The following is a 22345-nucleotide window of genomic DNA, read 5'->3' as shown; positions in this document are numbered from 1 at the left end:
GCCTGCATGCCCTATAAAGAGAACAACCAGCGATGACTTCCGTGCCGAGCAGTATCGAGCAGCCCTCGCGGCCGCTGACCCGCAGTGACTACAAGACCCTCTCACTGTCCGCACTAGGCGGGGCGCTGGAGTTCTACGACTTCATCATCTTCGTGTTCTTCGCCACGGTGGTCGGCAAGCTGTTCTTCCCGGCCGACATGCCCGAGTGGCTGCGCCTGATGCAAACCTTTGGCATCTTCGCGGCCGGTTACCTGGCGCGGCCGCTGGGCGGCATCATCATGGCCCACTTTGGCGACCTGCTCGGGCGCAAGAAGATGTTCACCCTGAGCATTTTCATGATGGCCCTGCCGACGCTGATCATGGGTCTGCTGCCAACGTATGCCCAGATCGGCATGTGGGCACCGATCCTGCTGCTGCTGATGCGGGTTATCCAGGGCGCTGCGATCGGAGGGGAAGTGCCGGGCGCCTGGGTGTTCGTTTCCGAGCACGTACCGGCGCGTAACACCGGTTACGCCTGCGGCACCCTCACGGCCGGCCTGACTTCGGGCATTCTGCTGGGGTCGCTGGTCGCCACGCTGATCAACACGGTCTACAGCCCTGCAGAAGTCGCGGATTACGCCTGGCGCATCCCCTTCCTGCTGGGTGGTGTGTTCGGCCTGTTCTCGGTCTACCTGCGCCGCTGGCTGCACGAAACGCCGGTATTCGCCGAGATGCAGCAGCGCAAGGCCCTGGCAGAAGAGCTCCCGCTGCGTGCAGTGCTGCGCGACCATCGTGGCGCGATCATCTTGTCGATGCTGCTGACCTGGATGCTGTCGGCGGCCATCGTCGTGCTCATCCTGATGACCCCGGCGCTGTTGCAGAGCATCTACCACATCAGCCCCACCGACTCGCTCAAGGCCAACAGCCTGGCCATCGTGCTGCTCAGCTTCGGCTGCATCAGCGCTGGCAGCCTGGCGGACCGATTTGGCGCGGGCCGAGTGTTCGTGATTGGTAGCCTGTTGCTGCTGATAACCTCCTGGAGCTTCTACCATAGCTTGCCAACCCGGCCCGAATTGCTGTTCCCGCTGTACGCGGTAACCGGCCTGTGCGTGGGGGTGATCGGCGCGGTGCCTTATGTGATGGTCAAGGCGTTCCCGGCGGTGGTGCGCTTCAGTGGGTTGTCGTTCTCGTACAACGTGGCCTACGCGATCTTTGGCGGGCTGACGCCGATGGTGGTAACGGCGCTGCTCAAGATCAGCCCCATGGCGCCGGCCTACTATGTGGCGGGGTTGTGTGCCGTCGGGCTGGGCGTAGGGGTTTATCTGCTCGCCAACAAACGCTGAGCTGCGCTGGCGGTTGGCGCGGCCCTACAAATGATGGCCTTTAATCCATTTGTCACAATTAGGTCATATCGTGTTCATGCGGCCTGCCGATACTGGGGCCCGTTCCATCCAGCACCCCAATATTCCTGCTAGGAGCAAGGCATGAAACTGAAGCGTTTGATGGCGGCCCTCACGTTCGCCGCCGCTGGCGTTGCAACCGCCAACGCGGTGGCCGCTGTCGATCCTGCGATCCCGACGTACACCAAGACCACCGGTGTTTCGGGCAACCTCTCCAGCGTTGGTTCCGACACCCTGGCCAACCTGATGACGCTGTGGGCCGAGGCCTACAAGAAGGAATATCCGAACGTAAACATCCAGATCCAGGCGGCGGGTTCCTCCACTGCGCCACCTGCGCTGACCGAAGGCACTGCCAACCTCGGCCCGATGAGCCGCAAGATGAAGGACGTCGAGCTGCAAGCCTTCGAGCAGAAGTACGGCTACAAACCGACCGCCATCCCGGTTGCCGTCGACGCCCTGGCCGTGTTCGTGCACAAGGACAACCCGATCAAGGGCCTGACCATGGCGCAGGTCGATGCCATCTTCTCCTCGACCCGCTTGTGTGGGGGCAAGGCCGAGGTCAAGACCTGGGGTGATGTAGGTGTGACCGGCGACCTGGCCAACAAGCCGATCCAGCTGTTCGGCCGCAACTCGGTTTCCGGCACCTATGGCTACTTCAAAGAAGAGGCCCTGTGCAAAGGCGACTTCAAGCCTAATGTCAACGAACAACCCGGTTCGGCTTCGGTCGTGCAGTCGATCAGCTCTTCGCTCAACGGCATCGGTTACTCGGGCATCGGCTACAAGACAGCCAGCGTCAAGACCGTAGCCCTGGCCAAGAAAGAAGGCAGCGCGTTCGTTGAAGACAACGAAGCCAACGCCCTGAACGGCACCTACCCACTGTCGCGCTTCCTGTACGTGTACGTGAACAAGGCGCCGAACAAGCCACTGGCGCCGCTGGAAGCCGAGTTCGTCAAGCTGGTGCTGTCGCAGGCTGGGCAGCAGGTGGTGGTCAAGGACGGCTACATCCCGCTGCCGGCCAAGGTCGTCGACAAGACCCTGGCAGATTTGGGCCTGTCGCATGCCGGTAGCGTTGCCAAGCAGTAAGTAATTGCAGGGGAGGCCGGTACCACTGCCCGGCCTCTTCCACGAATTCCCGGCCCGAAGCCAGGTAACCTGTGCGGCGGGCTTTCGCGCGTCACCATTTTGTAATGTTTTTGTCACACGGGACCGCTAGGGTGTGCGCATGAATGATCTGGCCAACTCCAACATGACCCAAAAACCCCAGCCCGTGCGCATTGATTTCAATACGCCCGAGTTGCAACGCAAGCGCCGCTTGCGCGCGCTCAAGGACCGCCTGACCCGCTGGTATGTGCTGGTGGGCGGCCTTGCCGTTTTGGCCGCCATTACGTTGATCTTCTTCTACCTGGCTTATGTAGTGCTGCCGCTGTTCCAGGGCGCCGAGCTGACGCGCAAGCAGGCCCTGCAGCCAAACTGGCTGCAGCAGGATGCCGGCAAGCCGCTGATGATCGCGCTGGAAGAGCAGAACCTGGTGGGCATGCGGGTTTCGGACAAAGGCCAGGCGTTGTTCTTCGATGCCAAGACCGGCCAAGCGCTCAAGCGCATTGACCTGCCGGTACCCGCCGGTACCCAGGTCACCTCGATCGGGGCCGACCAGCCGGGCAGCCCGCTGGTGGTGCTGGGCCTGTCCAACGGTCAGGCGCTGGTGTTCCACCACGCCTACAAGATCACCTACCCGGACAACCAGAAGGCGATTACCGCCAGCATCGACTACCCCTACGGCGAGCAGCCATTCGTGCTCGACGAGCAGGGCCGTGCGTTGGAGCACGTGAGCGTCAATGCCAACGGTGACACCCTGGTGCTGGCCGGCTCCACCGGTGCGCAACTGCAGGTGCTGGAGTTGACCCGTAGCGAGAACATGCTGACCGAAGAAGTCACCACGGAGCAGAACCGCATCGTCCTGCCGCAGATGACGGAGGTGGTGAAGAACATTTTCATCGATCCGCGCCAGCACTGGCTGTACGTGATCAACGGCCGGGCCACGGCCGACGTGTTCAGCCTGCGCGACAAGAGCCTCAACGGCCGCTATAAACTGGCCGACAGTGCCGACACCGAAGTGACCGCCACGGGGCAACTGGTGGGTGGTATTTCGCTGATCGTCGGTGACTCCAGGGGCGGCCTGGCCCAGTGGTTCATGGCCCGCGACCCGGATGGCGAATCGCGCCTCAAGCAGATCCGTACCTTCCAGCTGGGCAAGGCACCGATCGTGCAGATCGACGCCGAAGAGCGCCGCAAGGGCTTCATCGCGCTGGACGCGAACGGCCAGCTTGGAGTGTTCCACAGTACGGCGCACCGTACGCTGCTGGTCGAACCCGTCGCCGAAGGCCCGGGCATCCTGGCCCTGTCGCCGCGTGCCAACCGTATCATCATCGAACAAGGCGGCAAGCTGCTGCCGCTGAGCCTGCGCAACCCGCACCCGGAAATTTCCTTCAGCGCGTTGTGGGGCAAGGTCTGGTACGAGAACTACGACGAGCCTAAGTACGTCTGGCAGTCGACCGCTTCCAACACCGACTTCGAGCCCAAGCTCAGCCTGTCGCCGCTGACCTTCGGTACCCTCAAGGCCGCGTTCTACGCCATGATCCTGGCAGCCCCGCTGGCGGTCGCCGCCGCCATCTATACCGCTTACTTCATGGCCCCGGGCATGCGGCGCAAGGTCAAGCCGGTGATCGAACTGATGGAGGCGATGCCGACGGTGATCCTCGGTTTCTTCGCCGGCCTGTTCCTTGCCCCCTATCTGGAAGGTCACCTGCCGGGGGTCTTCAGCCTGTTCCTGCTGATGCCGTTCGGCATTCTGCTGGTGGGCTTCGCCTGGACCCGCCTGCCAGAGGCGATACGCCTGCGTGTACCTGACGGCTGGGAAGCGGCGATTCTGATTCCGGTGATCCTGCTGATCGGCTGGTTCGCCCTGGCCATGAGCCCGTACCTGGAAAACTGGTTCTTTGCTGGCGACATGCGCCTGTGGATCACCAACGATCTGGGCATCACCTACGACCAGCGCAATGCCCTGGTGGTCGGCATCGCCATGGGCTTCGCGGTCATCCCCAATATCTACTCCATCGCCGAAGACGCCGTGTTCAGCGTGCCGCGTAGCCTAACCCTGGGCTCGCTGGCGCTGGGCGCCACCCCCTGGCAGACCCTGACCCGTGTGGTCATCCTCACCGCCAGCCCGGGCATCTTCTCGGCGCTGATGATCGGCATGGGCCGCGCAGTGGGCGAAACCATGATCGTGCTGATGGCCACCGGCAATACGCCGGTGATGGAAATGAACCTGTTCGAGGGCATGCGCACCCTGGCCGCCAACGTGGCCGTGGAAATGCCCGAATCGGAAGTCGGCGGCAGCCACTACCGCGTGCTGTTCCTGGCCGCGCTGGTACTGCTGATGTTCACCTTCGTCATGAACACCTTGGCCGAGCTGATTCGCCAGCGTCTGCGCAAGAAATACTCGTCGCTTTGATAGAAAGGTAGCGATCCGTGAAAAAGGATTCCCTCAAAGGCTGGTTCAAGAGCGGCGCCCCCGGTGTGTGGATGAGCGGCGGCGCAGTGGCCATGGCGGTGATCATGACCGTTGGCCTGCTGGCGGTCATCGCCGTGCGCGGCCTGGGCCACTTCTGGCCGGCCGACCTGGTACAGGCCACCTACCAGGTGCCGGGCCAGGCTGGCCAAGTGGTGATTGGCGAAGTGGTGCAGCAGGAGGACGTGCCGCGTGCCCGCCTCAAAGGCGCCGGCCTGCCGGTACCGGACCAGGGCCCGGAGTTCATGAGCCGTGAACTGATCAAGGTGGGTAACCGCGACCTCTATGGCAGCGATTTCACCTGGGTGGTCGGCGATTGGCTGGTCGACGAGCAGCGCCCGGCCGACCTGATGGCCCTGGAGCGCCGCGAGTGGGGCAACTTCTATGGCTACCTGGTCAGCGTCAAGGAACAGGGCCGGGTGGTTGCCGAAGGCCCGGCTGCCTGGAGCGAGTTGCAAGCGCGGCTCAAGCGTGCCAGCCAGCTCAACGGTGAATTGCAGCAACTGGAGAAGAAAGACATCGGGGCCATCAACCATGGCCTGGAGCGCCTGCGGCTGCATGCCCGCAAGCTGGAGCTGGACGGCAAGCTGGACGCTACCGCCCAGGCGGACATGGACGCCGAGCGCGCCGAACTGAACAGCCGCTACCAGGCTATCGAAGCGCGCCTCGGCGGCCTGCACCAGGCACTCGCGCGTGACAGCCTGGTGGCCCGCGATGGCAACGGCCGTGAAGTGGAAATCAGCCTGAACAAGGTGGTGCACGCCCTCCAGCCAAACGGCATGTCTGCTTTTACCAAGCTGCGCACCTACTTTGCCAAGGTATGGGAATTCCTGAGCGACGACCCGCGTGAAGCCAACACCGAGGGCGGCATCTTCCCGGCCATCTTCGGTACCGTGATGATGACCCTGATCATGGCCGTGATCGTCACCCCGTTCGGCGTGCTTGCGGCAGTCTACTTGCGTGAATACGCAAGGCAGGGGCCGGTAACCCGGCTGATCCGCATTGCCGTGAACAACCTGGCGGGGGTGCCGGCGATCGTCTACGGCGTATTTGGTTTGGGTTTCTTCGTGTATGTGCTGGGTGGCTCGATCGACCGCCTGTTCTTCCCCGAAGCGCTGCCCGCGCCTACCCTGGGTACGCCAGGCTTGCTGTGGGCGTCGCTGACCCTGGCGCTGCTGGCAGTGCCTGTGGTGATCGTGGCCACCGAAGAAGGCCTGGCGCGCATTCCGCGTACGGTGCGTGAAGGCTCGCTGGCGCTGGGTGCGACCAAGGCCGAAACGCTGTGGCGGATTGTGTTGCCCATGGCCAGCCCGGCGATGATGACCGGCATGATCCTCGCCGTGGCCCGCGCTGCGGGCGAGGTGGCGCCGCTGATGCTGGTGGGTGTGGTGAAGCTGGCGCCGTCGTTGCCGGTTGACGGTAACTACCCGTACCTGCACCTGGACCAGAAGATCATGCACCTGGGCTTCCACATCTATGACGTCGGCTTCCAGAGCCCCAACGTAGAAGCCGCGCGGCCGCTGGTCTACGCCACGGCGCTGTTGCTGGTGCTGGTGATCGCGGCCCTGAACCTGTCGGCGGTATGGATCCGCAACCACCTGCGCGAAAAGTACAAGGCGCTGGACAGCTGATTGAAGCTTTAAGCCACAAGCGGCAAGCTCCAAGCAGATTGCCGCTTTGCCCAAACTTGCAGCTTGCAGCTCGAAGCTTGCAGCTACAAACGGAGTCAACCATGCAGAACGAATCCCACACCCACGGCATCGACATGTCTGCCCTGGGCCGCAGCAAGCAGGGCCTGCGCCTGGCCGAAGAAACCGTGGCCATCGAGGTACCGGGGCTAAGCCTGTTCTACGGCGACAAGCAGGCCTTGTTCGATGTCAGCATGAACATCCCCAAGCAGCGCGTGACCGCGTTCATCGGCCCCTCCGGCTGCGGCAAGTCGACCTTGTTGCGCACGTTCAACCGCATGAACGACCTGGTTGACGGTTGCCGCGTACAGGGTGCCGTGAACTTGTATGGCAACAACATCTACCGCAAGGGCGAAGATGTCGCGGAGCTGCGCCGCCGTGTGGGCATGGTGTTCCAGAAGCCCAACCCGTTTCCCAAGACCATTTACGAAAACGTGGTCTATGGCCTGCGCATCCAGGGCATCAACAAGAAGCGCGTCCTCGACGAGGCCGTCGAGTGGGCGTTGAAGGCCGCGGCGCTGTGGGACGAGGTCAAGGACCGCCTGCACGAGTCGGCCCTGGGCCTGTCTGGTGGCCAGCAGCAACGCCTGGTCATCGCCCGCACCATCGCCGTGGAGCCTGAGGTGCTGCTGCTGGATGAGCCGTGCTCGGCGCTGGACCCGATCTCGACCCTCAAGGTCGAGGAACTGATCTACGAACTCAAAGCCAAGTACACCATCGTCATCGTGACCCACAACATGCAGCAGGCTGCCCGTGTTTCGGACTACACCGCGTTCATGTACATGGGCAAGCTGGTCGAGTTTGGCGACACCGATACCCTGTTCACCAACCCGGCGAAGAAGCAGACCGAAGACTACATCACTGGTCGCTACGGCTAAGAGCGCCTTTGGCGCAGCTGCAAGCTTCGAGCTGCAAGCTGCAAGATGAAGCGGTTAGCGCGGAGCCAGGGAACGACACGAACCACTTGAAGCTTGCAGCTAGCGGCTAGCAACTTCGCGGAGCGACAGCATGATCAACAAAGAAAGCCTTACCCACCACATTTCCCAGCAGTTCAACGCCGAGCTGGAAGAGGTGCGCAGCCACCTGCTGGCCATGGGCGGGCTGGTTGAAAAACAGGTCAACGACGCGGTCACCGCGCTGATCGAAGCCGATTCGGGCCTGGCCCAGCAAGTGCGCGAGGTTGACGAGCAGATCAACCAGATGGAGCGCAATATCGACGAGGAATGCCTGCGTATCCTCGCCCGTCGGCAGCCGGCGGCCTCCGACTTGCGCCTGATCATCAGTATCTCCAAGTCGGTGATCGACCTGGAGCGCATTGGTGACGAATCGACCAAGATCGCCCGCCGGGCCATCCAGCTGTGTGAAGAAGGCGAGTCGCCACGGGGCTATGTGGAAGTGCGCCACATCGGTGACCAGGTGCGCAACATGGTCCGCGATGCGCTGGACGCCTTTGCCCGCTTCGACGCCGACCTGGCACTGTCCGTGGCTCAGTACGACAAGACCATCGACCGGGAGTACAAGACCGCCCTGCGTGAACTGGTGACCTACATGATGGAAGACCCGCGCTCGATTTCGCGGGTACTGAGCGTGATCTGGGTGCTGCGCTCGCTGGAACGTATCGGCGACCATGCACGCAATATCTCCGAGTTGGTGATCTACCTGGTCCGCGGTACCGATGTGCGTCACATGGGCCTCAAGCGAATGACTGCAGAAGTGCAGGGCACCGCGCCCGCCGATGGCGAAAAGGCTAATGTTCCTGGTGAATCTGACGATAAGTAAGGTTGCCCCCGAGCAGCGACGCCCGGCCTTGGCCGGGCGTTTTCGTTTACGGCCGAGAGCCGGCAGGCACCCGCGAACGATCGGATGAACGCCCGGCGTTACCAGGTGGTAGCAAGTAGCCAGTATTTGGCAGTAGGCTAGTCGGGTTCAGAAGGAGTTTCGATGAGTAAAGTGAATGTGCTGGTCGTGGATGACGCCCCGTTTATCCGCGACCTGGTCCGCAAGTGCCTGCGCAGTGCCTTCCCGGGCATGACGATCGACGATGCCGTCAATGGTCGCAAGGCCATGGCCATGCTGGGCAAGGAGGCGTTCGACCTGGTGCTGTGCGACTGGGAAATGCCCGAGATGTCGGGCCTGGAATTGCTCACCTGGTGCCGGCAGCAGCCTGCGTTGAAGCAGCTGCAGTTCATCATGGTGACCAGCCGTGGCGACAAGGAAAACGTCATCCAGGCGATCCAGGCCGGTGTTTCCGATTTTGTCGGCAAGCCATTCACCAACGAGCAGTTGCTGACCAAGGTGAAAAAGGCCCTGACCAAGATCGGCAAGCTCGACAGCCTGACGGCCATCGCCCCGGCGCGCGCCAACCCGGCGTTCGCCAACGATTCCTTGAGTGCGCTGACCGCCGGCAAGCCGGAGGCGGTAAAGGTTGCAGCGCCGGCACTGGCACCGGCTGCTGCCAGGCCAGCGGCCAAGGCGCCCACGCCGGCCGCGGCCACCCCGACCGGTCGGGGGCAAGGGCAACTGCGCCTGGCCGGTGGCATGCAGCCGTGCGTGATCAAGGCGTTAAGCCTGAAAGAGGCTCTGCTGGTGGTACGCCGCGGCGATGTGCTGCCACAGGTGCTGGAAGGTGCAGTGTTGGACCTGGAGCAAGGCGAAAGTGCCGAAGTCGCCCGCCTGAACGGCTATCTGCACGCCGTCGCGGCGCTGGAGCCCAAGCCGGACAGCGACTGGCTGCAACTGACCTTCAAGTTCGTCGACCAGGATGCGCAGAAGCTCGATTACCTGTCGCGGCTGATTGCCCGTGGCACCGCGCAGAAGCATTTCACCCCAGGGGCCTGAGCCATCCGACCAACTGCAACACTTGCCGGTAAACCTGCTGCTAGTCTTCGACAGACCTCAACTGTCAAAAAGCCACTATCATGCCCGGGCGCCTGCTGCTGTTCTGTGCACTGTTCATGGCCTCGGCGTCGAGCCTGGGTGTGACCCTTTACAAGAGCACCGACGAGTCCGGTGTCATTTCCTATTCCGACCGCCCCGGCCCTGGCGCCAGGCCGTTGAATTTGCTTGAGCCCATGGTCGAAACGCTCGAAGGCCAAGTGTTCCTGAACGCGAAAGTGTTCGACGGCGGTGTGAGCTTTTCGGCACGCAACCAACTGCATGTTCCGGTCGAGGTCGAGCTGCGCCTGGACAACCTGGTGAACGCCCAGGGCGGTGATGCCCCGCGTATCGTGCGCCGGCTGCTGCCACCGGGCACCACGCAAATGCTCAGCGTGCTGAGGGGGCGGCCCGGTTTGTTGCTGAATTACCGCTCGACCCTGCTGCAGGCCATGGGTGACCCGGGCAAGCGGCCGCAGGGCTTCCGCTACGGGTTCGCGTGGCTTGGCGGGCCATTCCGCGTGACCCAGGGCCCCAATGGCCGTGTCAGCCATTTCGGGCCTAAGGGGCGCTATGCCATGGATATCGCCATGCCCGAAGGCACCACCATTATCGCGGCGCGCGAAGGGGTGGTGGTGAAAACGCAGAATGGCCAGAGCGGGCGCGAGCCCAACCCGTCGGGCAACTTTGTCAGGGTGCTGCACTCGGACGGCACCATGGGCGTGTACCTGCACCTGATGCGCGACTCGGTAGTGGTGAAGGAGGGGCAGCGGGTGCGCCAGGGGCAGATGCTGGCCAAGTCGGGCAATACCGGCAACAGCACCGGGCCACACCTGCATTTCGTGGTACAGCGCAACGTAGGCTTGGCGCTGGAGTCGATCCCTTACCGGTTCGACAGGCCGCTCAGCGGCTTGCCGGACTTTACTGCGGGTAACCCTTGAGAGCGTCGGGCCTGCTTGGCAGGCCATCGCTACACAAGGCCGCGCCTACAGGGATACGCAAATCCAGAGGGGCTGCGCGGCAGCCCCATGGCCATCAATCCAGCTTGAGCACTTTGGCCAGCACGATCTTCGGCCCTTTCATCTTCTTGATGATGATCCGCAGCCCTTCGACTTCCAGCACCTCTTCTTCTTCAGGCACGCGCTTTAGCGTCTCGTAGACCAGGCCAGCCAGGGTTTCCGCCTCGATGTGGTCAAGGTCGACCCCAAGCAGGCGCTCCACCTTGAACAGCGGCGTGTCGCCACGGACCAGCAACTTGCCCGGCTGGTAGGCGAGGATGCCGCGTTCGGTCTTGCGGTGCTCGTCCTGGATATCGCCGACCAGCACTTCCAGCACGTCTTCCATGGTCAGGTAGCCGATCACCTTGCCATCGGCTTCTTCGACCAGCACAAAGTGCGCACCACCCTTGCGGAACTGCTCCAGCAACTGGGCCAGTGGCATGTGGCGCGATACGCGCTCAAGCGGCCGGGCGAGGTCGTCCAGGTCGATGGCTTCGGGCAAGTGCTCCAGCTCCGCCAGCTCCAGCAGCAGGTCCTTGATGTGCAGCAGGCCGGTGAATTCCTCGCGCTCGGCGTCGTACACCGGGTAGCGGCTGAACTTGTGGCGGCGCACCAGGGCCAGGATCTGCTTCAACGGCGCATGGGCGTCGATGGTGACCATGTCTTCACGCGAGTTGGCCCAGTCGACCACTTCCAGCTCGCCCATTTCCACGGCCGAAGCCAGCACGCGCATGCCTTGGTCGCTTGGGTCCTGGCCACGGCTGGAGTGCAGGATCAGTTTCAGTTCTTCACGGCTGTAGTGGTGCTCGTGGTGCGGCCCCGGCTCGCCCTGGCCGGCGATGCGCAGAATGGTGTTGGCGCTGGCGTTGAGCAGGTAGATGGCCGGGTACATGGCCCAGTAGAACAGGTACAGCGGTACGGCAGTCCACAGCGACAGCAGCTCCGGTTTGCGGATGGCCCAGGATTTGGGTGCCAGCTCACCGACAACGATGTGCAGGTACGAAATGACGAAGAAGGCGACGAAGAACGACACGCCTTTGATCAGTTCCGGTGAGTCGACGCCGAAATACGCCAGCAGTGGTTCCAGCAGGTGGGCAAACGCCGGCTCACCGACCCAGCCCAGGCCCAGCGAGGCCAGGGTGATACCCAGTTGGCAGGCTGACAGGTAAGCGTCCAGCTGGTTGTGCACTTTACGCAGAATGTTGCCGCGCCAGCCATGCTCTTCGGCAATGGCCTCCACGCGGGTGGCGCGCAGCTTGACCATGGCGAACTCTGCAGCAACGAAGAAGCCGTTGAGCAGCACCAGCAGGAAGGCAAAGATGATCATGCCGAAATCGGCGAATAACGAACTGAGGCTGATACCAGGGGAAGGGTCCATGATGGAGTTTTTACGGGGTCCGTCTTAGAAATGGAGAGAAAAAAAGTGCCAGCTCTTGCTGGCACAGGGGATCCAATGTAGCGGCTGGGGCTGCAAAAGCAAAGGGCCCTGAGTTGCTCAGACCTTGCTGTTGACCAATTGTGCCGGGGCAAAATGACAGATGAAGGTACTGCCATGCCCCGGGACGCTGCTGATTTCCAGCTTGCCGCGGTGGCGCATCAGCACATGCTTGACGATGGCCAGCCCCAGCCCGGTGCCGCCTGTATTCGAGGCCCGGCTGGAATCCACCCGGTAGAAGCGCTCGGTGAGGCGTGGCAGGTGTTTGGCATCGATGCCCACGCCAGAGTCCTGCACCGACAAATGCGCGCCCTGGGCATCGGCCCACCAGCGGATGCGGATATCGCCTTCATCCTGGGTGTATTTGACGGCGTTGAACACCAGGTTGGAAAAGGCGCTGCGCAGCTCCGACTCGCTCCCCTTGAGCTGCACGCCGGGGGTTGCTTCCAGCGTAATGCGCTGGTTGCGCGGCCCAGACAACGCCTGGGCGTCGTTCTTGATGGCGGCCAGCAGGGCATCGACCGGCACTGGCTGGTTGTCCGACGGATAATCGGTGGCCTCCAGCTTGGCCAGCAGCAACAGGTCGTTGAGCAGCGTCTGCATGCGCGAGCCTTGCTGGCTCATCTGCTGCAAGGCCCGGCGCCAGCGCGGGTTCACGTCCTCGACGTTGTCCAGCAGGGTTTCCAGGTAGCCGGTGATGACGGTCAGCGGTGTGCGCAATTCGTGCGACACGTTGGCGACGAAGTCTTTGCGCATTTGTTCCAGCTGGTGAATGCGGGTGACGTCGCGCACCAGCATCAAGTGCTCGTTGTTGCCGTAGCGGGTGATGTGCAACTGCAGCCGCATGCGGTCGTTGATCGGTGAGGGGATTTCCAGCGGTTCGAGGTAGTTTTCTGCCTCGAAGTACTCCTTGAAGCGCGGGTGGCGAACCAGGTTGGTGACTTGCTGGCCGCCGTCCTGTGGAGTTTTGAAGCCCAGCAGGGTCTCGGCGGCGCGGTTCCACCACTCCAGGTTGCCGTCGCTGTCGAGCATGATCACCGCATCCCGCAGCGCAGCGGTGGACTCCTGAACGCGGTCGATCACCGCTTGCAGGCGGCCCCGCACACGCTGGTCCCGGCGCTGCAGGTGGTAGATGCTGTCGAACACCTCGCCCCACAGGCCATAGCCGTCGGGCGGCGCCTCGTCGGGCTGGTGATTGCGGAGCCAGTCATGCAGGCGCAGCAGTTGCTTGAGGGTCCAAGCCAGGTACAGTGCCAGGCCAATGGCCAGGCTCCAGCCATAGTAGCCGCTGATCAGCCCGCCGATCAGGCAGATGCTGATCAGCAACAGCAGGTGGCGAATCAGTGTCGCGTGCCAGTTCTGGTTCAATTGATGGGTCCTTCGGATCCGGCTGCAAGTTGCAAGTTGCAAGCTTCAAGATGAAGCGGATCAGTGGTGCTGATAGTCCTTTTCGAGCCTGATGCTACATGCTCTTGCTTGCAGCTTGCAGCTTGCAGCTTGCAGCTTGCAGCTTGCAGCTTGCAGCTAGCTCTTGGTCGAGAAGCGGTAGCCGGTGCCGCGCACGGTTTGTACCAGATTCTCGTAGGCCTCACCCAGCGCTTTGCGCAGGCGGCGGATGTGCACGTCGACCGTGCGTTCCTCGACATAGACGTTGCCGCCCCACACCTGGTCCAGCAGTTGGCCACGGGTGTAGGCGCGTTCCTGGTGGGTCATGAAGAACTGCAGCAGGCGGTATTCGGTGGGGCCCATTTCAGCCGGCTTGCCGTCGATGGTCACGCGGTGGCTGATCGGATCGAGCAGCAGGCCGCCGACCTCGATCGGTGCCTCACTGTCGCTTGGGCCGGTGCGGCGCAGCACGGCTTTGAGCCGCGCAACCAGCTCGCGCGGTGAGAACGGTTTGGTGATGTAGTCGTCGGCACCCACTTCCAGGCCCTGGATCTTGTTGTCCTCTTCACCTTTGGCAGTGAGCATGATGATCGGAATGTCGCCGGTCAATTCATCGCGCTTCAGGCGGCGGGCCAACTCGATGCCGGAGGTACCGGGCAGCATCCAGTCGAGCAGGATCAGGTCCGGCTTGCGGTCGACGATGATCGCGTGGGCCTGTTGGGAGTTTTCCGCTTCCAGGCAGTCATAGCCGGCCATTTCCAGGGCAACGGCGATCATCTCGCGAATCGGCGCTTCGTCGTCGACGATCAGAATGTTCCTGCCTACCATGCTCAAAACCTCTCCTGGATTCAGTGTCTTGGCCCGCATTAGATAACGGAATTATTGCAGCTGTGTGACAGGGCGTTGGCCGTTCTGGCGACATTGCGTGACTGAACTAGGCTACAGAGGGCCGCGGTTCTGGCAACCCGAACCCATTACCCCCCGAAACGATGGTGAATCCAATGACACGACATACGCTGAGCTGGATGGCCCTTTTCACTGCGCTGGCACTTCCGGGGGTGGCCTCGGCACAACCTGCAATGGAAAAGGATGGCATGTGGGTCGATCATGCCGGCATGACCCTGTACACCTTTGACAAAGATACCGGCGGCAAGTCGATGTGCAATGGCGAATGCGCCAAGAATTGGCCGCCTTTGATGACCAGTGGCGGCGAAAAAGCCGAAGGCAAGTGGACGCAGATCAAGCGGGACGACGGCAAGATGCAGTGGGCCTACGACGGCAAGCCGCTGTATACCTTTGTCAAGGACAAGAAGGCTGGCGACATGACCGGTGACGGCATGAAAGACGTTTGGCACGTCGCCAAGCCGTAAGGGCTTTCAATCCGCCTGTGGGGGCGGGGTAAGCCCGTTCCCACAAGGTAGAGTGCTCACGCTGTCAGCGCAGCGCGTAGTCCAGAACCACCCCCACGAACACCAGCAACCCCGCCCAGTGATTGTGCAGGAAAGCCTTGAAGCACGACTCGCGGTCCAGCTTGCGTGTAGACCAGTACTCCCAGGCAAAGCACGCCAGCGCCCCCAGCAGCCCCAGGTGGAACCAGCCGCCGAGGTCAAAGCGGCTACCGGCCAGCAACAGGCAGCCCAGCGACAACAACTGCAAGGTCAGGATGATGCTGCGGTCGGCCTCACCGAACAGGATGGCCGTGGATTTCACGCCGATCTTCAGGTCGTCGTCCCGGTCGACCATGGCGTAATAGGTGTCGTAGCCCACCGTCCACAGCAGGTTGGCGATGTACAGCAGCCAGGCACTGGCCGGCAGTTCGCCGCCAGCGGCCGTGAACGCCATCGGAATGCCCCACGAGTACGCTGCCCCCAGCACCACTTGCGGGTAGTAGGTGTAGCGCTTCATGAACGGGTAGCAGAACGCCAACGCCACCGCGCCGAACGACAGCCACACGGTGCGGCTATTGGTGCACAGCACCAGCAGGAAACTGACCCCGACAAGCATGGCGAACAGGGCCAGCGCCTCGCGCGGGCGCACGCGCCCACTGGCCAGGGGCCGGTCGGCGGTACGCTTGACGTGGCCATCCACCTTGCGGTCGGCAAAATCGTTGATGCAGCAGCCGGCGGCGCGCATCAGTACCACGCCAAGGCCGAAGATCAGCACGTTGGCCAGGGTCGGCGAGCCGTTGCCGGCAATCCATACTGCCGACAGCGTGGGCCACAGTAGCAAGTAGATACCGATCGGGCGGTCCATGCGGCTGAGCTGGACAAAGTCCCAGGCACGCGGGTGCAGGCGGTTCAGCGACTTGAGCAGTTGCAGGTACATCAGCTGTTTTCCTCCTGGACCGCTTGCCACAGCGCCGGCAGAAACACCTCGGCTACCAGCAGGTCCAGCCCGTCACGTTCAAACCGCGAGCGGCGGGCCCATAGCGCTGGCCGGGCGGCATCTGCCGGCAACCACGCCTGTGGGTAACTGCACACTTCGAGTGGGTGGCGGATGAACGCCTGGTCGCAGAACAGCAACTCGCCCAACGAACGGCTGCCGAGGCGTTCCAGGTCCAACCCGCCGCGCGCCAGGGCACTGCGGCTGGCCACGCTGCGGGCGAACACCCACGGCTGGCCATGGCCGCGCAGGTACACCTCGCGCACCCAGCCTTCAGCGCCAACAGCGATGCCCAGTGCCTGGCATTCGTCGGCGCGCAGTGGCTGCCAGCCCTCGAACAAAGGGGTGACGCAGAAGTCATCGTGGGCCAGGCGCGTCAGGCGGCGGGTCAGTGAGCCTTCGTCGAACAGCCAGTCAAGGGTGGGCTGGTCGATGTCGGTCGCCAGCCGTGAATACGGCAGCCACGCGACAGCGGCTGCTTGCGGGGATTCGTACGACACGTCGGTCTGCTTGTTACAACCTGAGAGGCGGCGAGCTTAGCATGATTGCCCCGACTGCTTGCATACTGCGGGCAGGGCCGCTACAAAGCCCCCAAGCATTGCGCGTTGGTCCCTGTTGCAGCGGGTTCACCCGCCATAGGGCCGTCGGCAGCAACACAAAGCCCCAGCCTGACCCGAGGAAAACAACCTGATGAAAAAGTGGCAATGTATCGTCTGTGGCCTGATCTACGACGAAGCCGAAGGCTGGCCCGACGACGGCATCGCCCCTGGCACCCGTTGGGAGGACGTGCCGGAAGACTGGCTATGCCCTGACTGCGGTGTTGGCAAAAGCGACTTTGAAATGATCTCCATCGGCTAAGCGAGGCAAGCACGACATGACGTCCCCTGTGGTAATCATCGGCACCGGCCTGGCGGGCTACAACTTGGCCCGCGAATTTCGCAAGCTCGATGCGCATACGCCGTTGCTGCTGATCACCGCCGATGACGGTCGTTCCTACTCCAAGCCCATGCTTTCCATGGGCTATGCCAAGCACAAGGGCGCCGCTGACCTGTGCATGGCCGAAGCCGGTGCCATGGCCGAGCAGCTGAACGCCGAAATCCGCACCCATACCCGTATCAGCGGCATCGACCCTGGGCACAAACGCCTGTGGATCGGCGAAGAGGCCGTGGCATACCGCGACCTGGTGCTGGCGTGGGGTGCGCAGACCGTGCAGGTGCCGGTTGAAGGCGATGCCAGCCACCTGGTGTTCCCCATCAACGACCTGGAGGACTACGCACGCTTTCGTGCTGCCGCCGCCGGCAAGCAACGCGTGCTGATTCTCGGCGCTGGCCTGATCGGCTGCGAGTTTGCCAACGACATGAGCCTGGGGGGCTTTCAGGTAGACGTGGTAGCGCCATGCGAACAGGTCATGCCGACCCTGTTGCATCCGGCCGCTGCCGGCGCGGTACAACGTGGGTTGCAAGACCTGGGCGTACGCTTTCACCTTGGGCCTGTTCTGACCCGCTTGCAGCAGGCGCCCCACGGTCTGGAGGCGCACCTGTCGGATGGCAGCGTGGTTGGCTGTGACCTGGTCGTTTCGGCCATTGGCCTGCGCCCGCGTACCGACCTGGCTGCCGCGGCCGGGTTGCAGGTCAACCGTGGCGTCAGCGTGGACCGTGAGCTGCGAACCTCCCACGCCAATATCTTCGCCCTCGGGGATTGTGCCGAGGTAGACGGCATCAACCTGTTGTACGTGATGCCGCTGATGAGTTGTGCACGGGCACTGGCCCAAACCCTGGCCGGCAAGCCCACGGCAGTTGCCTACGGGCCAATGCCGATCACGGTGAAAACCCCGGCCTGCCCGCTGGTGGTTTCGCCACCGCCACAGGGGCGAGAAGGCACTTGGCAGGTCGAAGGGCAGGGCAATGACCTGAAGGTGCTGTGCATCGATGCGGGTGGCGGGCTGCTGGGTTACGCCCTGACCGGGGCTGCGGTCACGGAAAAGCTGGCGCTGAACCGCCAGCTACCTGCAGTTATGGCGTAATTGCCCGGCGTTCTGTCTGGTTTGTCCTGTTGTTGCCTGCACAATGGCCGCTCAGATACTGGCGCGGCCCCGAACCACGTGCCATTCTCACTCCCGTCTGCCGCAGGTTAGAGCCTGCGGTGCCTTGAGCGCTGCTCCTGAAGGCAGCACGGCATAACAACAAGAATTCCGTCAAAGAGGCTTTACTATGCGCAAACCAGAACTCGCCGCCGTCATCGCTGAAAAAGCTGACCTGACCAAAGAAAAGGCTAATCAAGTGCTGAACGCGATTCTCGACAGCATCACGGGCGCCCTGGACAAGGACACCGTGACCCTGGTTGGTTTCGGCACTTTCGAAAAGCGTCACCGCGGCGCGCGTACCGGCAAAAACCCGCAAACCGGCCAGCCGGTCAAGATCAAAGCCAGCAATACCGTGGCTTTCAAGCCCGGCAAGAACCTCAGGGACAGCGTCAATACGCCGGCCGCGCCGAGCAAGGCCAGCAAGAAAAAGTAACTGTGCACTGAGGATGCGTTGATCCCGAACGGGCGCCAGATGGCGCCCGTTGTTCTTTACACCCGGTAATTGCTGCGAACTTGCATAAAAAGGTCATTAGGAGGATAAACTGCGCAACTTAGTCACTTTTCCATCGAGGCGTGTCGATGAAGTTCCGCTTTCTTCTCTGGGCCATGGGGCTGCTGATGGCCCGGGCCAGCCGCAATAATCCGGCATTCCAGCAGCAGCTCAAAGGCAAGGACCTGGTGTTCCAGATGCAGACCCTGGACGGCAAGGTCGCCCGGCACTTTATCGTCAGCAACGAGCGGGTCAGCAGCAAAAGCGGGTCGTACTCACAGCCAGCCTTTGCCATTGCCTTCAAGGATGCCGCCTATGGCTTTGCCACCTTGCAGGCAAGCAACAAGCAGTTGGCGTTCATGCAGGGCATTCAGGACAAGAACATCCAGATCAAGGGCAATCCGGCGTTGGTGATGTGGTTTCAGGGGTTGATGAAGTACCTGAAGCCGAAGAAGAAGCAGGGCTGAAATGTTTGGGGCCGCCAAGCGGCCCCGGGCTTCAATGCGGTGCGTTGAACTGCGAAGCCAGCTCCCGCAGCAAGCTCTCGGCCTCCAGCACTTTGTTCACCACATCCTCGGCCTTTTCCCGGGCAATGCCCAAACGCTCCAGCAGTTCGTCAGGAATCTCCTCCAGCGGCCCCGAGCCAATCCCCCGCGAGCGCAGCAGGCGTGTGGCCAGGCATACCAGGTTGGGGAATTCCGAAAACTCGCCGTCGTAGGCCGGGTCGTGCTGGAAACGCAGCGCGGCCGAGAGCTCTACCGGCATGTCCCACAGTTTCATCAACCAGGCACCAATCTGCTCGCGGCTGATGCCCAGCAGGTGTTGTTCCACATAGGTGTGGTTCAGGTGAGGGTTGACCTCCAGGTGGCGACAAATCAGCGAGAAGTGCGGCGGGAAAACGTGTGCCAGCAGCAGGTAACCGAAGTTGTGCAACAGCCCGGCCAGGTAGGTCAGGCCTGCTTCAGGGCGCTCTGCCCGCGGCATGGCTCGGGTAAGGCCCTCGATGATGGCGGCGGTGTAGATCGACTGCTGCCAGTACGGGGTGGCCTGCTGAGGGTTGTCCTTGGGCAGGCTCAGGGTCTTGCCCAGGGCCAGGCCGAGGGCGAGGTTGATCACCAGGTCGAAGCCCAGCACGCGGACGATGGCGTCTTCCACCGAGCGGATCTTGCCCGGCGAGGCGTAGTAGGGTGATGCCGCCCAGCTGACTACCTGGGCGGCCAGGGCCGGGTCGGTTTCTACTACCCCAGTGATATCGTCGATGCTGGCGTTGGGGTCTACCCGCAGTTTGATGATTTTCTGCGCAGTATCGGCCAGCGGCGGGATTTCGATGGTTTCTTCCAGGCGCTTCTGGATGCGCCGGGCAGTGAAGGCTTGCACGGCATTGGTGATTTCGCGGGTATCGTCGTTGGGGCGGTCGAGGTTGGGGCTGATCGCCCCGACTTCCTGGCCAAAGCTGCTGGCGCTGGCCTTGAGCAACATGCGCTTGAAGTGCGCGCGCTCTATTTCCAGCAACAGGCCGGCTTCACCCGAATTGATGTACACCAGGTCGACGTCCAGCAGGCTTTTTTCGTACTGGCACGGTGAGCTGGTGAGCGCCGGGATGCCCGGCAGCGCCTTGAGCTGGTGTTTGTCGAGCATTTGCTTGAGGCGTGGCACCGACACGGCGGTGAGCTTGCGCCCGGTCAGTTCGGCCAGGCGGTTCAGGTCCAGCAGCTGGCTCTGCGGGAACAGCACCATCATGGCGCCCACCTCGTCGTCCAGCAGCACGGCCTGTACCCGCGAGGCTGCGGGCAGGTGCGGATGTTCGACCACCTCGCGGTAGGCTACGCCGAGTTTCTCGAGCAGCAGCCTGATGACGGAAGGCGTGTGTGGGGTTGCGGTGTCCAGGGCAACTTCAGTCATGGTCCGTATCCACTGATTCTTTTAAACGCGAAGTATAACCACCCTGGGCGCAAATCTGGATCCATTATGGGACAGGCGTCACACCTGACCATATTGCTGGCCATGACGCAGCCAACGGTCCAGCAGCGGGCTGACGTGCTCCGGCCAGCGTGCGATCAGGGCCTGGGCGGCATCGCGTACCGCTGGCAACAGGTCGGCGTCGCGCATCAGGTCGGCGACCTTGAATTGCAGCAGGCCGGTCTGGCGGGTACCCAGCATTTCGCCCGGGCCGCGTAGCGCAAGGTCTTTTTCGGCGATGATGAAGCCGTCGTTGGTTTCGCGCATGATGCCCAGGCGCTCGCGGCCGATCTGCGACAGCGGCGGGTGGTACAGCAGCACGCAATGGCTGACGGCGCTGCCGCGGCCCACCCGGCCACGCAACTGGTGCAGCTGGGCCAGGCCGAGGCGCTCGGGGTTTTCGATGATCATCAGGCTGGCATTGGGCACGTCCACGCCCACCTCAATGACGGTGGTGGCGACCAGCAACTGCAGGTTGCCGGCCTTGAACTCGGCCATGATCTCGGCCTTTTCCGCCGGCTTCATGCGGCCGTGGATCAGCCCGACCCGCAGTTCACCCAAGGCGCTGCCCAGCTCCTCGTAAGTGCTTTCGGCTGCTTGGCAGGTCAGTTCCTCGGACTCTTCGATCAGCGTGCACACCCAGTACGCCTGGCGCCCTTCAGCGCAGGCGGCGCGTACCCGTTCGACCACTTCGAAACGCCGGCTGTCGGCCACCAGCACGGTGTTCACCGGCGTGCGCCCAGGCGGCAGCTCGTCGAGCACCGAGGTGTCCAGGTCGGCGTAGGCACTCATGGCCAGGGTGCGCGGAATGGGGGTAGCGGTCATGATCAGCTGGTGTGGGCACAGCTCGCCGGCTACGCCTTTCTTGCGCAGCGCCAGGCGTTGCTGCACGCCGAAACGGTGCTGTTCGTCGATGATGGCCAAGGCCAGGTGCTTGAACTTCACCTCGTCCTGGAACAGGGCGTGGGTGCCGACCACCATCGGGGCGCCATTGGCGATCTGCTCGAGCGACGCCGCCCGGGCCTTGCCCTTGAGTTTGCCGGCCAGCCAGGCCACCTCCAGACCCAAAGGCTCCAGCCAGCGCTTGAAGGTGATGTAGTGCTGTTCGGCAAGGATCTCGGTGGGGGCCATCAATGCCACCTGATAACCAGCCTCCAGGGCCTGCAACGCGGCCAGCGCGGCGACCACGGTCTTGCCGGCACCCACGTCGCCTTGCACCAGGCGCATCATCGGCTCGTGCTGGCTGAGGTCGTAGGCAATTTCGTTGGCGACGCGCTGCTGCGCGCCGGTCGGCTGGAAGCCCAAATTGGCCAGGTATTGCGCCGGCAGCCGGGTGGCCTTGGGCAACACTGGCGCACGCAGGCTGCGCAGGCTCTCGCGCAGGCGCTGTTGCGACAGCTGGTGGGTGAGCAGCTCTTCGAATGCCAGGCGGTGCTGAGCCCAGTGGTGGCCCAGGGCCAACTCCTCGACGTCGGCGTCGGCGGGCGGGTTGTGCAGGTAGCGGATGGCGTCATCCAGCGGCGCCAGCTGGTAGTCGCGGGCCAGTTCGTCGGGCAGCCAGTCGGGCAGGCTGCGCGGGCCGAGCAGGCTCAGGCTCTGTTGGCACAGTTGGCGCAGGCGTTGCTGGGTGAGGCCCTCGGTAGACGGGTAGATCGGGGTGAGGGTTTGGTCGACCGGCGGTGGCGGTTCGTCACCGTTCAATGCGCGGTACTCCGGGTGGTAGATCTCCAGCCCGGAAGCGCCCGGGCGAGCTTCGCCGTAGCAGCGCAGGTGGGTGCCGCGCTTGAGTCCTTCCTTTTGCGCGTTGCTGAAATGGTAGAAGCGCAAGCTCAACACGCCATTGCCGTCACCCAGGCGTACCACCAGGCTGCGACGCTTGCCCATGGTCACGTCGGCACCGCTGACCACCCCCTCGATCACCGCGTCCTGGCCTGGGCGCAGCTGGCCGATCGGAACCACGCGGGTGCGGTCCTGATAGCGCAGGGGCAGGTGGAACAGCACGTCCTGCAAGTTTTCCAGGCCGACCTTGGCGAGCTTTTCGGCCATGGCCTCGCCAACACCCTTGAGCACGGTGACCGGGACGTTCGACAGCTCCGTCATGAC

At 62.9% G+C, this 22345-nt stretch carries 20 protein-coding genes; 13 read left to right on the top strand and 7 right to left on the bottom strand.

Annotated elements, in window-relative coordinates:
* The first annotated feature begins 32 nt into the window (after nucleotides 1-32).
* The 8 genes from AACG97_RS27585 to AACG97_RS27550 all read left to right on the top strand — a co-directional run bounded on the left by AACG97_RS27585 (nucleotide 33) and on the right by AACG97_RS27550 (nucleotide 10450).
* Nucleotides 33-1322 carry an MFS transporter gene (locus AACG97_RS27585; protein WP_009684505.1) on the top strand — a complete coding sequence of 430 codons (1290 nt, stop codon included), beginning with the start codon at nucleotides 33-35 and terminating at the stop codon, nucleotides 1320-1322.
* A gap of 141 nt (nucleotides 1323-1463) precedes the next feature.
* Nucleotides 1464-2462 (top strand): phosphate ABC transporter substrate-binding protein PstS, encoded by a 999-nt coding sequence (locus AACG97_RS27580; protein ID WP_009684506.1) that lies wholly within the window; start codon nucleotides 1464-1466, stop codon nucleotides 2460-2462.
* A gap of 139 nt (nucleotides 2463-2601) precedes the next feature.
* A complete protein-coding gene (locus AACG97_RS27575) occupies nucleotides 2602-4890 on the top strand; it encodes an ABC transporter permease subunit (RefSeq protein ID WP_115295130.1) in 2289 nt (762 codons plus the stop codon).
* 71 nt (nucleotides 4891-4961) lie between these two features.
* Complete coding sequence (pstA, locus tag AACG97_RS27570) at nucleotides 4962-6578, top strand: phosphate ABC transporter permease PstA (protein WP_154211365.1); 1617 nt, start codon at nucleotides 4962-4964, stop codon at nucleotides 6576-6578.
* A gap of 101 nt (nucleotides 6579-6679) precedes the next feature.
* Entirely contained in the window at nucleotides 6680-7513 is an 834-nt protein-coding gene (gene pstB, locus AACG97_RS27565) for a phosphate ABC transporter ATP-binding protein PstB (RefSeq protein WP_009684509.1), read from the top strand.
* A gap of 130 nt (nucleotides 7514-7643) precedes the next feature.
* Nucleotides 7644-8414 carry a phosphate signaling complex protein PhoU gene (phoU, locus tag AACG97_RS27560; protein WP_009684510.1) on the top strand — a complete coding sequence of 257 codons (771 nt, stop codon included), beginning with the start codon at nucleotides 7644-7646 and terminating at the stop codon, nucleotides 8412-8414.
* Between the two features lie 162 nt (nucleotides 8415-8576).
* Nucleotides 8577-9473, top strand: coding sequence for a response regulator (locus AACG97_RS27555; protein ID WP_225786188.1), 897 nt, complete (start codon nucleotides 8577-8579; stop codon nucleotides 9471-9473).
* Nucleotides 9474-9553: 80 nt separating this feature from the next.
* A complete protein-coding gene (locus tag AACG97_RS27550) occupies nucleotides 9554-10450 on the top strand; it encodes a peptidoglycan DD-metalloendopeptidase family protein (RefSeq protein ID WP_115295128.1) in 897 nt (298 codons plus the stop codon).
* Nucleotides 10451-10544: 94 nt separating this feature from the next.
* On the opposite strand, the gene AACG97_RS27545 is transcribed toward AACG97_RS27550, so the two are convergent.
* From AACG97_RS27545 to phoB, 3 genes are all read right to left on the bottom strand, one after another.
* Nucleotides 10545-11885, bottom strand: a complete 1341-nt coding sequence (locus tag AACG97_RS27545) for a hemolysin family protein (RefSeq protein ID WP_009684513.1) — start codon at nucleotides 11883-11885, stop codon at nucleotides 10545-10547.
* A 117-nt stretch (nucleotides 11886-12002) separates the two neighbouring features.
* Nucleotides 12003-13310: a phosphate regulon sensor histidine kinase PhoR gene (gene phoR, locus AACG97_RS27540; protein WP_054905391.1), complete on the bottom strand. Its 1308-nt coding sequence runs from the start codon at nucleotides 13308-13310 to the stop codon at nucleotides 12003-12005.
* A 156-nt stretch (nucleotides 13311-13466) separates the two neighbouring features.
* Nucleotides 13467-14156, bottom strand: a complete 690-nt coding sequence (gene phoB / locus AACG97_RS27535) for a phosphate regulon transcriptional regulator PhoB (RefSeq protein WP_003253341.1) — start codon at nucleotides 14154-14156, stop codon at nucleotides 13467-13469.
* A 173-nt stretch (nucleotides 14157-14329) separates the two neighbouring features.
* Between phoB and AACG97_RS27530 the strand changes: the two genes are divergently transcribed.
* Entirely contained in the window at nucleotides 14330-14698 is a 369-nt protein-coding gene (locus tag AACG97_RS27530; protein ID WP_033690727.1) for a COG4315 family predicted lipoprotein, read from the top strand.
* Between the two features lie 64 nt (nucleotides 14699-14762).
* On the opposite strand, the gene ubiA is transcribed toward AACG97_RS27530, so the two are convergent.
* Nucleotides 14763-15653, bottom strand: coding sequence for a 4-hydroxybenzoate octaprenyltransferase (ubiA, locus tag AACG97_RS27525; protein ID WP_054912421.1), 891 nt, complete (start codon nucleotides 15651-15653; stop codon nucleotides 14763-14765).
* On the bottom strand, nucleotides 15653-16210 hold the full coding sequence (locus AACG97_RS27520; RefSeq protein WP_125854435.1) for a chorismate--pyruvate lyase family protein: 558 nt from the start codon (nucleotides 16208-16210) through the stop codon (nucleotides 15653-15655). The genes ubiA and AACG97_RS27520 overlap by 1 nt, the downstream gene beginning before the upstream one ends.
* A 190-nt stretch (nucleotides 16211-16400) precedes the next feature.
* Here AACG97_RS27520 and AACG97_RS27515 point away from each other — a divergent pair, with 190 nt between their 5' ends.
* The 4 genes from AACG97_RS27515 to AACG97_RS27500 all read left to right on the top strand — a co-directional run bounded on the left by AACG97_RS27515 (nucleotide 16401) and on the right by AACG97_RS27500 (nucleotide 18750).
* Complete coding sequence (locus AACG97_RS27515; protein WP_003253349.1) at nucleotides 16401-16568, top strand: rubredoxin; 168 nt, start codon at nucleotides 16401-16403, stop codon at nucleotides 16566-16568.
* Nucleotides 16569-16584: 16 nt separating this feature from the next.
* Nucleotides 16585-17733, top strand: coding sequence for an NAD(P)/FAD-dependent oxidoreductase (locus AACG97_RS27510; RefSeq protein ID WP_125854434.1), 1149 nt, complete (start codon nucleotides 16585-16587; stop codon nucleotides 17731-17733).
* A 187-nt stretch (nucleotides 17734-17920) separates the two neighbouring features.
* The gene (locus AACG97_RS27505; protein WP_009684519.1) at nucleotides 17921-18226 is read left to right on the top strand and encodes an HU family DNA-binding protein; all 306 of its coding nucleotides are present in this window, start codon (nucleotides 17921-17923) and stop codon (nucleotides 18224-18226) included.
* A gap of 146 nt (nucleotides 18227-18372) precedes the next feature.
* Nucleotides 18373-18750 (top strand): SCP2 sterol-binding domain-containing protein, encoded by a 378-nt coding sequence (locus tag AACG97_RS27500; RefSeq protein WP_009684520.1) that lies wholly within the window; start codon nucleotides 18373-18375, stop codon nucleotides 18748-18750.
* A gap of 31 nt (nucleotides 18751-18781) precedes the next feature.
* Here AACG97_RS27500 and AACG97_RS27495 read toward each other — a convergent pair whose 3' ends face one another.
* Both AACG97_RS27495 and recG read right to left on the bottom strand, forming a co-directional pair.
* Entirely contained in the window at nucleotides 18782-20185 is a 1404-nt protein-coding gene (locus AACG97_RS27495) for an aminoacyl-tRNA deacylase and HDOD domain-containing protein (RefSeq protein WP_009684521.1), read from the bottom strand.
* 78 nt (nucleotides 20186-20263) lie between these two features.
* Nucleotides 20264-22342, bottom strand: coding sequence for an ATP-dependent DNA helicase RecG (gene recG, locus AACG97_RS27490; RefSeq protein WP_197885534.1), 2079 nt, complete (start codon nucleotides 22340-22342; stop codon nucleotides 20264-20266).
* Nucleotides 22343-22345 lie beyond the last annotated feature (3 nt).

Origin of the sequence: Pseudomonas sp. Nvir (assembly GCF_963778085.1) — a bacterium.
Lineage (GTDB): Bacteria > Pseudomonadota > Gammaproteobacteria > Pseudomonadales > Pseudomonadaceae > Aquipseudomonas > Aquipseudomonas juntendi.
Note: the sequence above shows the minus strand (reverse complement) of the source record. Positions and strands in the feature narration are given on the sequence as shown.

Bases quoted from the DNA above. Each gene is read 5' to 3' on its own strand.
- AACG97_RS27585 (WP_009684505.1), top strand. From the start codon at position 33: ATGACTTCCGTGCCGAGCAGTATCGAGCAGCCCTCGCGGCCGCTGACC.
- AACG97_RS27580 (WP_009684506.1), top strand. From the start codon at position 1,464: ATGAAACTGAAGCGTTTGATGGCGGCCCTCACGTTCGCCGCCGCTGGC.
- AACG97_RS27575 (WP_115295130.1), top strand. From the start codon at position 2,602: ATGAATGATCTGGCCAACTCCAACATGACCCAAAAACCCCAGCCCGTG.
- pstA (WP_154211365.1), top strand. From the start codon at position 4,962: ATGAGCGGCGGCGCAGTGGCCATGGCGGTGATCATGACCGTTGGCCTG.
- pstB (WP_009684509.1), top strand. From the start codon at position 6,680: ATGCAGAACGAATCCCACACCCACGGCATCGACATGTCTGCCCTGGGC.
- phoU (WP_009684510.1), top strand. From the start codon at position 7,644: ATGATCAACAAAGAAAGCCTTACCCACCACATTTCCCAGCAGTTCAAC.
- AACG97_RS27555 (WP_225786188.1), top strand. From the start codon at position 8,577: ATGAGTAAAGTGAATGTGCTGGTCGTGGATGACGCCCCGTTTATCCGC.
- AACG97_RS27550 (WP_115295128.1), top strand. From the start codon at position 9,554: ATGCCCGGGCGCCTGCTGCTGTTCTGTGCACTGTTCATGGCCTCGGCG.
- AACG97_RS27545 (WP_009684513.1), bottom strand. From the start codon at position 11,885: ATGGACCCTTCCCCTGGTATCAGCCTCAGTTCGTTATTCGCCGATTTC.
- phoB (WP_003253341.1), bottom strand. From the start codon at position 14,156: ATGGTAGGCAGGAACATTCTGATCGTCGACGACGAAGCGCCGATTCGC.
- AACG97_RS27530 (WP_033690727.1), top strand. From the start codon at position 14,330: ATGACACGACATACGCTGAGCTGGATGGCCCTTTTCACTGCGCTGGCA.
- ubiA (WP_054912421.1), bottom strand. From the start codon at position 15,653: ATGTACCTGCAACTGCTCAAGTCGCTGAACCGCCTGCACCCGCGTGCC.
- AACG97_RS27515 (WP_003253349.1), top strand. From the start codon at position 16,401: ATGAAAAAGTGGCAATGTATCGTCTGTGGCCTGATCTACGACGAAGCC.
- AACG97_RS27510 (WP_125854434.1), top strand. From the start codon at position 16,585: ATGACGTCCCCTGTGGTAATCATCGGCACCGGCCTGGCGGGCTACAAC.
- AACG97_RS27505 (WP_009684519.1), top strand. From the start codon at position 17,921: ATGCGCAAACCAGAACTCGCCGCCGTCATCGCTGAAAAAGCTGACCTG.
- AACG97_RS27500 (WP_009684520.1), top strand. From the start codon at position 18,373: ATGAAGTTCCGCTTTCTTCTCTGGGCCATGGGGCTGCTGATGGCCCGG.
- AACG97_RS27495 (WP_009684521.1), bottom strand. From the start codon at position 20,185: ATGACTGAAGTTGCCCTGGACACCGCAACCCCACACACGCCTTCCGTC.
- recG (WP_197885534.1), bottom strand. From the start codon at position 22,342: ATGACGGAGCTGTCGAACGTCCCGGTCACCGTGCTCAAGGGTGTTGGC.